Origin of the sequence: Herbaspirillum sp. NPDC101396, from assembly GCF_044767365.1 — a bacterium.
Classification (GTDB): Bacteria; Pseudomonadota; Gammaproteobacteria; order Burkholderiales; family Burkholderiaceae_D; genus Herbaspirillum.
In genome coordinates this window covers 849101-861356 of the sequence record NZ_JBIWNT010000001.1, presented here as the reverse complement: position 1 = coordinate 861356, position 12256 = coordinate 849101, and the positions used below count along the sequence as shown (strand labels likewise).

At 63.4% G+C, this 12256-nt stretch carries 14 protein-coding genes; 9 read left to right on the top strand and 5 right to left on the bottom strand.

Annotated features, from left to right (window positions below):
* Positions 1–11 precede the first annotated feature (11 nt).
* The 9 genes from cobO (at position 12) to ACIROY_RS03780 (ending at position 8114) form a co-directional block, all read left to right on the top strand.
* On the top strand, positions 12–614 hold the full coding sequence (gene cobO / locus ACIROY_RS03820; RefSeq protein WP_016834956.1) for a cob(I)yrinic acid a,c-diamide adenosyltransferase: 603 nt from the start codon (positions 12–14) through the stop codon (positions 612–614).
* 41 nt (positions 615–655) lie between these two features.
* Positions 656–2014 carry a cobyrinate a,c-diamide synthase gene (locus ACIROY_RS03815; RefSeq protein ID WP_402340152.1) on the top strand — a complete coding sequence of 453 codons (1359 nt, stop codon included), beginning with the start codon at positions 656–658 and terminating at the stop codon, positions 2012–2014.
* Positions 2011–2679 (top strand): 5,6-dimethylbenzimidazole synthase, encoded by a 669-nt coding sequence (gene bluB / locus ACIROY_RS03810; RefSeq protein WP_402339789.1) that lies wholly within the window; start codon positions 2011–2013, stop codon positions 2677–2679. Before ACIROY_RS03815 ends, bluB begins: the two co-directional genes overlap by 4 nt.
* Complete coding sequence (gene cobU / locus ACIROY_RS03805) at positions 2676–3254, top strand: bifunctional adenosylcobinamide kinase/adenosylcobinamide-phosphate guanylyltransferase (RefSeq protein WP_402339786.1); 579 nt, start codon at positions 2676–2678, stop codon at positions 3252–3254. Before bluB ends, cobU begins: the two co-directional genes overlap by 4 nt.
* Positions 3248–4228, top strand: a complete 981-nt coding sequence (gene cbiB, locus ACIROY_RS03800) for an adenosylcobinamide-phosphate synthase CbiB (RefSeq protein WP_402339783.1) — start codon at positions 3248–3250, stop codon at positions 4226–4228. The genes cobU and cbiB overlap by 7 nt, the downstream gene beginning before the upstream one ends.
* Entirely contained in the window at positions 4221–5246 is a 1026-nt protein-coding gene (gene cobD, locus ACIROY_RS03795; protein ID WP_402339780.1) for a threonine-phosphate decarboxylase CobD, read from the top strand. The genes cbiB and cobD overlap by 8 nt, the downstream gene beginning before the upstream one ends.
* Positions 5243–6700, top strand: a complete 1458-nt coding sequence (locus ACIROY_RS03790; RefSeq protein WP_402339777.1) for a cobyric acid synthase — start codon at positions 5243–5245, stop codon at positions 6698–6700. The genes cobD and ACIROY_RS03790 overlap by 4 nt, the downstream gene beginning before the upstream one ends.
* Before the next feature lie 59 nt (positions 6701–6759).
* The gene (locus ACIROY_RS03785) at positions 6760–7653 is read left to right on the top strand and encodes an alpha/beta hydrolase (RefSeq protein WP_402339774.1); all 894 of its coding nucleotides are present in this window, start codon (positions 6760–6762) and stop codon (positions 7651–7653) included.
* A gap of 161 nt (positions 7654–7814) precedes the next feature.
* On the top strand, positions 7815–8114 hold the full coding sequence (locus tag ACIROY_RS03780; RefSeq protein ID WP_402271005.1) for a hypothetical protein: 300 nt from the start codon (positions 7815–7817) through the stop codon (positions 8112–8114).
* A 73-nt stretch (positions 8115–8187) separates the two neighbouring features.
* Here ACIROY_RS03780 and ACIROY_RS03775 read toward each other — a convergent pair whose 3' ends face one another.
* The 5 genes from ACIROY_RS03775 to ACIROY_RS03755 form a co-directional block, all read right to left on the bottom strand.
* A complete protein-coding gene (locus tag ACIROY_RS03775) occupies positions 8188–9003 on the bottom strand; it encodes a metallophosphoesterase family protein (protein WP_402271008.1) in 816 nt (271 codons plus the stop codon).
* Between the two features lies 1 nt (position 9004).
* Complete coding sequence (locus ACIROY_RS03770) at positions 9005–10066, bottom strand: diacylglycerol/lipid kinase family protein (RefSeq protein WP_402339771.1); 1062 nt, start codon at positions 10064–10066, stop codon at positions 9005–9007.
* Positions 10067–10088: 22 nt separating this feature from the next.
* Positions 10089–10808, bottom strand: coding sequence for a phosphatase PAP2 family protein (locus tag ACIROY_RS03765; protein WP_402271013.1), 720 nt, complete (start codon positions 10806–10808; stop codon positions 10089–10091).
* Between the two features lie 31 nt (positions 10809–10839).
* Positions 10840–11610, bottom strand: a complete 771-nt coding sequence (gene fnr, locus ACIROY_RS03760) for a fumarate/nitrate reduction transcriptional regulator Fnr (protein WP_402339768.1) — start codon at positions 11608–11610, stop codon at positions 10840–10842.
* A gap of 76 nt (positions 11611–11686) precedes the next feature.
* A complete protein-coding gene (locus ACIROY_RS03755; RefSeq protein ID WP_402339765.1) occupies positions 11687–12217 on the bottom strand; it encodes an isochorismatase family protein in 531 nt (176 codons plus the stop codon).
* Positions 12218–12256 lie beyond the last annotated feature (39 nt).

Here is a 12256-nt window from a genome sequence, read left to right as displayed (position 1 = left end):
GAGAACGCACCATGAAAACCGATCCCGAATCGCACAAACGCATGACCCAGCGTCACAAGGAAGGCTTCGAAAAAAAGAAGGCTGCCGCGCAAAAGGAAAAAGGCCTGCTGATCGTCAACACCGGCACCGGCAAGGGCAAGTCCAGTGCCGCCTTCGGCATGGGCATGCGCATCCTCGGCCACGGCATGAAGCTGGGCGTGGTGCAGTTCATCAAGGGTGCCTTGTACAGCGCCGAGCGCGACTTTCTCGGCGGCCATGCGAACTGTGATTTCCACGTGGTCGGTTCCGGCTACACCTGGGATACCCAGGACCGCGACGCCGACATGAAAACCGCCGCCCACGGCTGGGCCGAAGCAGTGCGCATGATCAAGGATCCGTCCTATGACATGGTAATCCTCGACGAGATGAACATCGTCCTCAAATACCAGTACCTTGATCTGCAGGAAGTGCTCGACGTCTTCGCCGCACGGCGCGAGATGCTGCACATCGTGGTCACCGGCCGCCATGCGCCGGACGCGCTGATTGAACTGGCCGACCTGGTCAGCGAGATGCGCCCGCTCAAGCATCCCTACAAAGAACAAGGCATCAAGGCACAAAAGGGCGTTGAGTTCTGATCATGGCAACGCTGTCGTCCGCCGCCGCTTCGACTTCCGGTATGTCTTCTGCTGCGTCTTCTGCTTTGTGCCCGGCGCTATTCATCACCGCGCCCGGCTCGAATCATGGCAAGACCACCGTGACGGCGGCGCTGGCGCGCTGGCATTGCTCGCAGGGCCGCAGGGTGCGCGTATTCAAGACCGGGCCTGACTTCCTCGACCCGACCATCCTTGAACGCGCCAGCGGCCATCCCGTATATCAGCTCGACCTGTGGATGATGGGTGTGGCGGAATGCCGCCGCCTGCTGCACGAAGCCGCGCAACAGGCCGACCTGATCCTGGTCGAAGGCGTGATGGGCCTGTTCGACGGCGAGCCGTGCAGCGCCGACCTGGCCGAACTGATGAAGATTCCCGCCGTGGCGGTGGTGGACGTCGCCGGCGTGGCGCAGACGCTGGGGGCGATCGGCTACGGCCTGGCGCATTACCGGCCCGGCTTTCCGCTGCTGGGCCTGCTCGGCAATGGCGTCGCCAGTCCGCGTCATGAAGAGATGCTGCGTCAGGGCATGCCGCATGGCGTTGCGTATCTGGGCAGCATGCCGCGCAATCTGCAGTTCAAACTGCCGGAGCGTCATCTCGGCCTGGTGCCGGCAGCGGAAGTTGCCGATCTCGACCGGCGCATCGACGCTGCCGCCGTGCTGATCGGCGCCACCGAACTAGCGCGCATGCCGGCGCCGGTCGAGTTCATTGCGCCGGAAACGGATGCTGATGTGCCGTCGCTGCCGCCACTGCTGGCGGGACAGCGCATCGCCGTGGCGCGTGACAAGGCGTTTTCGTTTATCTATCCCGGCAATCTGGACTTGCTGCGCAAGCTCGGCGCGACGCTGGTGTTCTTTTCCCCGCTGCGCGACGCCGCGCTGCCGCCGGCGGACAGCGTGTATTTGCCCGGCGGCTATCCTGAGCTGCACTTGCAGGAATTGCAGGGCAATGTCGCCATGAGGCAGGCGCTGATCGACCATTGCACCGAAGGCAAGCCGCTGTATGCGGAATGCGGCGGCTTGCTCTACCTGCTGGAAAGCCTGAGCGACAAGGACGGCGCAAGGGCGCGCATGCTCGGCGTTCTGAGCGGCCGCGCGGTGATGCAGCGGCGTTTGCAGGGACTTGGCTATCAGATCATCGCGCTGCCGCAGGGCACGCTGCGCTGCCATACCTTTCACTATTCGACCACGGTGACAGCGCTTGCTGCGGCGTACACCGGTGAGCGCCTGTATGACACCTCGGCAGGCGAGCGCGTCTATCGTGTACGTGGCGTGACGGCGACGTACCTGCATGCTTATTTTGCGTCGTCACCGGAAGCGGCGGCGGCGTTGTTTCTGCCGCAGCCTGCGCTTGAAGCTGAAGCTGAACCTGAGGCAGCGGCATGAGCCATCGTTACAGCCAGGCCGATATCGATGCCGTCTACCGCGTGATCGCGGAGCGGCGCGACATCCGTCATTTCTTGCCGGACCCGGTTGATCCGGCGTTGCTGCAGCGCCTGCTCGAAGCGGCGCATCTGGGACCAAGCGTGGGTTTCATGCAGCCGTGGCGTTTCATCCGCATCACCGAACGCCGCCGCCGCGACGCCATCCATGCGCTGGTCGAGCAGGAGCGCGTGCTGACCGCGCAAGCCCTGCATGAACGCGAAGACGAATTCATGCGGCTCAAGGTGGAAGGCATCCGCGAGTGCGGCGCGTTGCTGGTGGCGGCTTTGATGGATGATCGCGAACGCCACGTATTCGGCCGACGCACCTTGCCCGAGATGGATCTGGCCTCGGTCGCCTGCGCCATCCAGAACATGTGGCTGGCCGCACGCGCCGAGGGCATCGGCATGGGCTGGGTGTCGCTGTTCGATGCCGACAAACTGGCGACGCTGCTGGCGATGCCGGCGGGCGCCAAGCCGGTGGCGGTGATCTGCCTGGGGCACGTCAAGGAATTCTATGCGCGTCCGATGCTGGAGCAGGAGGGCTGGGCGGCTCGGCAATCGCTGGACGATCTGGTGTTTCGCGATGCGTGGGGAAACAAGGAAGAACAACAATGGGTCAGAAAATGAATCAGCAAACCACCCGAACCCTGGTGTTCGGCGGCGCGCGCTCGGGCAAGAGCGCACAAGCGGAACGGCTGGCGGCCGGCGCCGGCAAGCCGGTGATCTACATCGCCACGGCCGCCGTCGGCGACGATGAAATGGCGGCGCGCATCGCCTTGCACCGGCAGCAGCGCAGCACGCAATACACCCATTGGGAAACCGTGGAAGAACAACTCGCGCTGGGCGACGCCATCGCGCGCGCCAGCCAACCCGGCAACGTCGTGCTGGTGGATTGCCTGACCGTCTGGCTGTCGAACCTGCTGTTCAGCGAACACAAGGAATATCCCGAAGTCGGCCGCATCGAAGCACCGGCACGCTTTGCGGCGGAACGTGAGCGCTTCCTGCAAGCCTTGTCGCACGCGCCGGGCGACGTGGTGCTGGTGTCCAACGAAGTCGGCATGGGCATCGTGCCACAGGGCGCGATTTCACGCTGGTTCGTCGATGAAGCGGGGCGCCTGAATCAGGCCGTGGCAGCGCTCTGCGAGCGCGTGCAGTTCGTTGCCGCCGGTTTGCCGCTGGAGTTGAAAGGACGCGCATGCTGAGTGCTTTCAACGCCTTCGACATGACTTTGCTGGCGCTGCTGATGGCGGCCGGGGTGGCGCTCGACTGGCTGCTCGGGGAGACGCCGCGTTGGCATCCGCTGGTCGGCTTCGGTCACTATGTGCAGTGGATTGAACGACGGCTGAATCGCCAGCCCGGCAGTTATGCACGCGGCGTGTTCGCCTGGCTGCTGGCGGTGCTGCCGCCGGTGGCGCTGGCCTGCGCCGCGACCATACTGCTGGCGCGCCAATCGCTGTGGCTGGCTGCCGCCTGGCATGTGTTGCTGCTGTATTTCTGCATCGGCCTGCGCAGCCTGCGCGACCACGTCATGCCGATTGCGGCGGCGCTGAAAGACGGCGACCTGGCGGCGGCGTGCGCATTGACCGGCCGCATCGTCAGCCGCGACACCACGCAGTCGCAGGAAACCGACCTGGCCAAGGCCGCCGTCGAATCGTTGCTGGAGAACGGCAACGACGCCGTCTTCGGCACCTTGTTCTGGTTTGCCGTCGCCGGCGGTCCCGGCGCCTTGCTGTTTCGCCTGGCCAATACGCTCGACGCCATGTGGGGTTACCGCACTCCCCGCTTTCTGGCGTTCGGCTGCACGGCCGCGCGCATCGACGATGCGCTCAACTGGATTCCTGCGCGGCTGACGGCGCTGTCGTATGCGGTGCTGGGCAACTGGCGTCAGGCGCGTAAATGCTGGCGCGAACAGGCGCCGGCATGGAGTAGTCCTAACGCCGGGCCGGTGATGTCGTCGGGTGCGGGTGCGCTCGGATTGGCCTTGGGCGGCGCAGCCATCTATGACGGCGAAGTCGAGCAACGGCCGCCGCTCGGCATCGGCCGCGACGCGGTGGCTGACGATATTGCACGCGCCTGGACGCTGGTGTCGCGCACGGCGATGCTGTGGCTGACGGTGATGCTGGCGACCGCCATGCTGCTGTCCACGCTGTTGTCGTTCGGAGCGCCTCATGCTTGAACACGGCGGCAACCTCAACGACGCGGTGATCCGCTACGGCGTTGCGCGCGCCGACTGGCTCGATCTGTCGACCGGCATCAATCCCGATTTCTATCCGGCACCGTCCTTGCGCGCCGACGCCTGGCATCGTTTGCCGGAGGCCAGCGATGACCTGGCTGCGGCCGCCTGCGCCTATTACGGCGCGCCGCAGATGCTGCCGGTGGCCGGCACCCAGGCGGCGATCCAGGCATTGCCGCAATTGCGTTTGCGTGAGCACGGCGTGGCGCGGGTAGTCGTTGCCGCACCGGCTTACGCCGAGCACGCGCATCGCTGGCAGCAGGCTGGACACGCGATGCGCGAAGTCGGCTATGCGGATTTGCCTGATACGGTGGACGCATGCGACGTGATGGTGGTCTGCAATCCGAACAACCCGACCGGCGCGCGCGTCACGCCCGACGTCCTGCTCCGCTGGGCGCAGCAGCTGGCGGCGCGCGGCGGCTGGCTGGTGGTCGATGAGGCGTTCGGCGACACGACGCCGCAGTTGAGTGTGGCGGCGCACACGGGCGCGCAGGCCGGATTGATCGTGTTGCGTTCAGTCGGGAAATTCTTCGGACTGGCCGGCGTTCGGCTCGGATTCGTTGCTGCGCAGGACACTATCCTGAACGGCTTGCGCGAGTGGCTGGGCCCCTGGTCGGTCAGCGGACCGGCGCAGCAGATCGGCATCGCCGCCTTGCGCGACTCCGATTGGCAGCAAGGCACGCGTACGCGTTTGCTGGCCGCAGGTGAGCGTTTGCAGCGCTTGCTGGCCGACTATGGAATCGACTCCAGCGGCAGCGCCATGTATCAGTGGTGGCCGGAGCCGAACGCCGCCGCCTTCCATGATTGCATGGCGCGCCAGAGTATCTGGGTGCGGCTCTTTACGCGCGGCGCAGGTGGTATCCGTCTGGGCCTGCCGCCGGACGAAGCCGGCTGGCAACGTCTGCAGCAGGGGCTGCAGGTGTGGCGTGAACAGACGGAGCACACGGAGCACTCTGCATGACATTTCCTTTCCACACGCTGATGGTGCAGGGCACGACCTCCGACGCCGGCAAGAGTACGGTGGTGGCGGCGCTGTGCCGCTTGCTGCATCGCCAGGGCGTCAAGGTGGCGCCGTTCAAGCCGCAGAACATGGCGCTCAACAGCGCCGTGACCAGCGACGGCGGCGAGATCGGCCGGGCCCAGGCCTTGCAGGCGCAGGCCGCCGGCATCGCGCCGCACACCGACATGAATCCGGTGCTGCTGAAACCGTCCAGCGACACCGGCGCACAGGTGATCGTGCACGGTAAGGTGCGCGCCGACATGAACGCGCGTGACTATCACCGCTACAAGACCAGCGCCATGGAAGCGGTGCTGGAGTCCTATCAACGCCTGCGCACACAATACGAAGTGGTGCTGGTGGAGGGGGCCGGCAGCCCGGCTGAAATCAACCTGCGCGCACGCGACATCGCCAATATGGGTTTTGCCGAAGCGGTCGATTGCCCGGTTGTACTGGTGGCCGACATCGACCGCGGCGGCGTGTTCGCCCATCTGACCGGCACGCTGGCCTGCCTGTCCGAGAGCGAGCAGGCGCGCGTGGTCGGCTTCGTGATCAATCGTTTCCGGGGCGACATCAGTTTGTTGCAGCCGGGACTGGACTGGCTCGAGCAACGCACCGGCAAGCCGGTGCTGGCGGTGCTGCCGTATCTGCACGGCCTGCATCTCGATGCCGAGGATGCGGTGGCGTCCAGCCAGAGCGCCAAAGGAACGTTTCGCGTGATCGTACCGGTGTTGCCTCGCATCAGCAATCACACCGATTTCGACGCCTTGCGCGCGCATCCGGAGGTTGATTTGCAGTTCATCGGGCCGGGCCGGCCGATTCCGCCGGCCGACTTGATCATCCTTCCGGGCAGCAAGAACACCCGCAATGATCTGGCGTGGCTCACGCAGCAAGGCTGGCCGGACGCCATCCGCAAGCACCTGCGCTACGGCGGCAAAGTGATCGGCATCTGCGGCGGCTTCCAGATGCTAGGCGCCAGCGTCGACGATCCGCATGGGGTGGAGGGCGCGCCCGGCAGTATGGAAGGATTGGGACTGCTCGACATGGCAACCGAGCTGACGCAAAAAAAACAATTGCTGCAGGTGTCGGGGCATTGTGAGTTCGGCTCCGGCCGTGTCCCCGTCAGCGGCTATGAAATCCACATGGGCGTGTCAGCGGGGACGGCGTTGCAGCGTCCGGTATTTCATATCGAAGGACGACCGGAAGGTGCGCGTTCGGCCGACGACCAGATCCTCGGCAGTTATCTGCATGGCATGTTCGATACGCCGCAGGCCTTTGCCGCGTTGCTGGAATGGGCCGGCCTGAACGGCGCTGCGGCAGTCGACCTGAATCAGTTGCGCGAAGAAAGCCTGGAGCGGGTCGCCGACGCGACGCAGCCCTTGCTGGACGCCCTGGTTAACACGGTGAAGACAAGCTAGACCGAACGAAGCCGCCGTCCTGGGGTCTATCGTGGACATACATTGAAACAAGGCATCACATGAGCTTATTCGGCAAACTGCTGATCATCGTCGGCGTGGTCGTGCTGGCGGGCGGCGGCCTGATCGCTTGTTCACCGCTGAAGGCGCTCAACGCCGTCACGCCTGGAGCGGCCTATCGGAAGACCGCCGATATTTCCTACGGCGCCAATCCGCGCCAGCAACTCGACATCTACGTCCCGCAGAAGACGTCGCCTGACGCCTCGATCGTGGCCGGCTTGCCGGTGGTGGTGTTCTTCTACGGCGGCAGTTGGAACAACGGCAGTCGCAAGGATTACGCCTTTGTCGGCGAAGCCTTGAGTTCGCGCGGCTACATCACGGTGATCGCCGACTATCGCGTCTATCCCGAAGTGCGCTATCCGGAGTTCGTGCGCGACAGCGCTGCCGCCGTGGCATGGACGCTGCAGCACGCGGATGGCTACGGCGCTGATCTCAAACGTGTGTTCGTGATGGGACACAGCGCCGGCGCCTACAATGCAGCAATGGTGGCGCTCGATCCGCGCTGGCTGAAAGAGGTGGGCGCCTCGCCGCAACAGTTGCGCGGCTGGATCGGATTGGCCGGGCCGTATGATTTTCTGCCGATTGAAAATCCCGATGTGAAGCCGGTGTTCTGGTTTCCCGATACGCCGCCTGAGTCACAGCCGGTCAGGCACGTTGGCGAAAGCCACGTACCTGCCTTGCTGATCGCCTCGCACAAAGACAAGCTGGTCGAGGCCGAGCGCAATACCGCCGGCTTGGCGCGCCTGCTGCGCGAACACAAGGTGCCGGTGCAGGAGCTGTACTTTGACAACACTTCGCATGTGACGCTGGTGCTGAGTTTGTCGCGGCCATTCCGCCATATCGCGCCGACGCTGGATCGCGTCGCCGACTTCATCGACAATCCGCCGCAGCGGTGAAACGGATCGCTTTGATTCAGCAATGCCTGACAGCGCTGCAATGGTTTCTCTGACGCGCGCTCGCGGTGCACACCGACTGCCTTTCCGCCGATGAGCTTCTAACATGGGGTTACGCCGGACACCTTGTCACGGCGACTATTTACTATCCCAAGGAGATCACTATGAAGAAGCAACTTGCCCTGTTGGTCATGGTCGGCGCAATGTCTGCCGGCATGCAAGCACATGCGGTCAATGCAGGCGGCGGCGACGGCGACGACAAGTCGGGTCCGGCCAATAACGCCACCAATCAGGTGACCGACAACGCCAAGGGTAAATCGCGCGCCACCAAGTCGGCCGAGCGCAAGGACAAACGCGCTTCCGAAGCCGGTGCGATGGGCAAGGCGTCCGGCGGTGACGGCGATGACAAGAGCATTCCTGCGAACAACCCGGACATGAAGGGCAATCCCGGCGCGAAGAGGTAAATCCGATAGGAAAAAGTCCGTACGGACTGTACTGCTGAAGGCTCCGTCTTTCACGAGACGGAGCCTTTTGATTTCACGATACTACTGCAAACCATTCGTTACCACGTTGCTCAAAGGCATCGGCTGCTCCCAGCACGAACTTTCCCTGCTCAACTTGCCAATGCATTCGTTCGACAATGATGTGATGCGCTTCCACGCGCAGCACATTGAAGGAATTTGTCTCGCCGCGACTGCGTGTTGAGGTTGCCGTACCGGCCTGCACCACCAGCGCCGAATATCCCTGAATGTCATAACGCGCGGCGCTGCTTGCCGCAGAACTGGTGTGCACGTGGCCGGCCAGCAGCACATCTGCACCGCAGATGGCAAACGCACGCATGGCCGGCAATGCCTTGCCGACCAGGTCGTGATGTTGCGGTCCGGGCGGCAGGTCAAAGGGATGGTGGGTGACGATGATCTTGACGACGTGATCGGCGGCGGCGGCCAGTTCGCGCCGTGCAATCTCGATCTGGCGGTCGTTGACGCGGCCATCCTTGATCGTCAGCGAGCGTGCGGTATTAATGCCGATGACGGCGATTTCCTCGTCGATGAAAATCGGCTGCAACTGCTCCGTGATGTGGCGGCGGTATTTGGTCAGCGGGCTGAAGAAACGGGCTGCCACATTGAACAGCGGAATGTCGTGATTGCCTGGCACCACGATCTGCGGCTGCGGCAAAGCGTCGAGGAACTGGCGTGCTTCGCGGAACTGCTCGGAGCGCGCCCGTTGGGTCAGGTCGCCGGAGACGACGATGAGGTCCGGCGCAAGTTCGTGTATCTGTGCAATGATCGGTGCGATCAGCGCTTCGTCGATACGGCCGAAATGCAGGTCGGAGAGATGGACGATGGTACGCATGTCATGCCTCCTGTTCTGTGAATGTACGGGAGTCTTTCATGTCTGCAGATGCATCGGCATCAACATCAGCGATGATCGGCACGATCACCGTCAGCGACGCCGGCCGGATACGATAGACCAGCGGAGTTTGCATGATGGTGACTTCACCGTCGGTGGCGACGCGCAGGCGCTTGATGCGATGCTGGCCGTGGCGGTGGCGGGTGTCAATTTCAATCTCGGCGGCGCTCAGCATGTCGAAGTCGCGCGCTTGCAGGAGACGGCCGAACAGCGCGTGCAGCCCCAGCCGGACCAGTCCGAGCCGGCCGGTGCGATGGCAGACGTAGAGGCTCAGCTTGCCATCGGACAGGCTGTTGCGCTTGCCGATGTTGAGGCCGTCCATCAGGTATTCATTGTTGCCGATGAAGACGAAGGGCGTGCGGCGTCGGTGGCTTTCGGCATTGTCTTGGTCGTCCTTGATATCCATGCGCACGTCGAGGAAGGGATAGCGCCGCAGCGCGCCCATCGCAGCCCAGCAGAACGCCAGCCATTTGCCGCGGCCGAGACGGTTTTGCTGCTTTTCACGGTCACGCACGATATCCGGATACAAACCCAGGCTGGAATTGTTGATGAACAGCACGCCGTTGACTTCGCCGGTGTCGATGGCGAGACGACGTCCCTCGACGATGTTGCGGATGGCGTCGTCGAGCGCGAGCGGGATGTTGAGATCCTTGGCGAAATGGTTCAGTGTGCCCAGTGGCAGCACGCCGAACGCGGCCTTGCTGGCGCTGACTACCGACGCCACGGCGTTGACGCTGCCGTCGCCGCCGCCGGCGACGATGATGTCGGCGCCGTCTTCCAGCGCGGCGCGCGCGGCATCGATGAGGGCCGCACCGTCTGCCGCCAGCGTGACGTTTGCCTCGACCTGATGCTGATGGAAGCCGTCAGTGACGCGTTGCGCCAGCTCCTGGGCATGCCCGCCGCCGGCGTGGGCATTGATGATGACAGCGACCTTGATGGAGGGGGAAGAGGAACTGCGCGGCAATTCAGCTGTTGGGGCGGATTCTGTTGCTGGTCTTATTGTCATTGGCAGAAAGTTATCGTCAAAATCAGTTTGAAGACTTTCTCGCCAATTGGTGCCGCTGTACGGTAAAAATAATCGTCGCCCACAAGGCGAACCAGGCCAGTCCTTCCAGCATAGCGGCCAGCACGTCGCTGAAGAAATGGGCGCCGAGGTAGAGCCGGCTCAGTGCTGCCAGTATCGTCAATGTTATCGCAATGGCAATAATTTCCGGCCGCCGTGCGCGATTTCCGGGCAGGCTCGCCAGCCATGCGGCCAGCACGCTGTAGAACAAGGTCGCGCCGATAGTATGGCCGCTCGGGAAACTGTAGCTGTCGAGCGTCAGGATGGGATTGTCGAAGCGCGGGCGCATACGTTGGAACTGGAATTTCAGCCAGTAGTTGAACAGCATCCCGCCCGGCACCGTGACCGTCAGCGTCAGCAGCCAGGCGCTCGCTCGCGGCTGTTGCCGCAACAGGAAAAATGCCAGCACCGCGCTCATCGCCAGCACGCCGATGGTGCCGTGCAGATGGGTGTACGCCAGCACCGCTTGCGTGAGTCCGGCAGTGGCGCGCGCATGCAGCCAGTCGGCGATGTGTTGATCGAGATCCACCAGCGCGCCCGGCGACAGCGCATGTGCGGCGACCAGGGCGAACAGCGCGCAGGCGCTCAGTACGGCCAGGATGCCGGTCGTGAGCGGCAGACCGAGATGATGGTCACGCGCGAGTCGTGCGCGCAAGAAGGAAACAGGTCGAGTTTGTTGCGTCATACGGATTACAGTGGTTGATTCGCTCAGTGCTTCAGGCGCAGGGATCCGTGCCCAGCGCGATAGAACGCAGCGCCGGGAGGTTGAGCAGGTCCAGATCGCGATGATTGACGTCGATCACGCCGTTTTTCTTCAGGTTGGACAGCAGGCGGCTGACGCTCTCGACCGCCAGGCCGAGGTAGTTGCCGATTTCCTCGCGCGTCATGCGCAGCTGGAACCGGCTCGCCGAATAGCCACGCGTGGCGTAACGCGTGGACAGGTTAACCAGGAAGGCCGCCAGCTTCTGTTGCGCGCTCATGCTGTTGAGCGTGAGCATGACGCCTTGCTCGCGCGAGATTTCCTTGCTCATGATGCGATGGAACTGGCGCAGCAGCATCGGCATGTCCTGGAATAATTCTTCCAGCCGGCTGAACGGGATTTCGCAAACCTCGCTGTCTTCCAGCGCGACCGCTTCGCACTGGTGGCGACCGGTGCCGATGGCGTCCATGCCCAGCAGTTCGCCGGCCATCTGGAAACCGGTGATCTGCTGCGAGCCGTTGCTGTTGACCTGATAGGTCTTGAAGTGGCCTAGCCGGATCGCGTACAGCATGTCGAATGCATCGTCCATGCGATACAGGCTCTGGTCGCGCTTGATGCGGCGGCGGCGGCCGATGATCTGGTCCAGGCGCTGCATGTCGGCTTGGTCCAGTCCCATGGGCAGGCACAACTGATGCAGGCTGCAGGAGGCGCAACCGGCTTTGAGCACCTGCAGGACTGGTGCGGGAGCAGGAGCGGAAGCATCGGCAGCGTTGGCGGGCAGGGACATAGGCGAAGCGGATTCCTTTTTTCTGTGCGGCGACGACGATGCGCGTCGTTGCCGATGTAAGTGTAATGCACGGAGTTTACTTGATTAGCTTCAGCACTTCCCGAAATAGCGGATGCCGGCTGTCGCGCATCCATTCGAACGCCACCATTTCCAGCGTCACCAGATGGGCGCCGGCCTGCGCCAGCCGCGTAAAGGCAGCATCGCGGTCGGAGGTCTTGCGCGAACCGGTGGCGTCGGTCACGACCCACACGCGATAGCCGTTTTGCAGCAGCGTCATGGCGGTCTGCAGCATGCAGACGTGGGCTTCGCAGCCGCTGATGACGACTTCCTTGCAGGCCGGCAGGAAGGTTGCCGGCAGGCCGTCGACGCAGGCGTCGAAATGCGTCTTGGCGAGCGTGCGGTCACACAGGCGTTTGACGTCGGGATGATTGGGACCGAGCTTTTCGGGCGTCTGTTCGGTCGCGATCACGGGCAGTCCGAGCAAGCTGGCGATGGTGGCGAGACGGACGTTCTGCGCCAGTACGTTGGTGCCGTCGTGAATGGCCGGCATCAGTTTTTCCTGCACATCGATGATCAGCAGGGCGGATTCGTTGGCGTTCATCAGCATAAGTCATCTCCCTCAATGATTCGCGGTGGCAGGAATTGA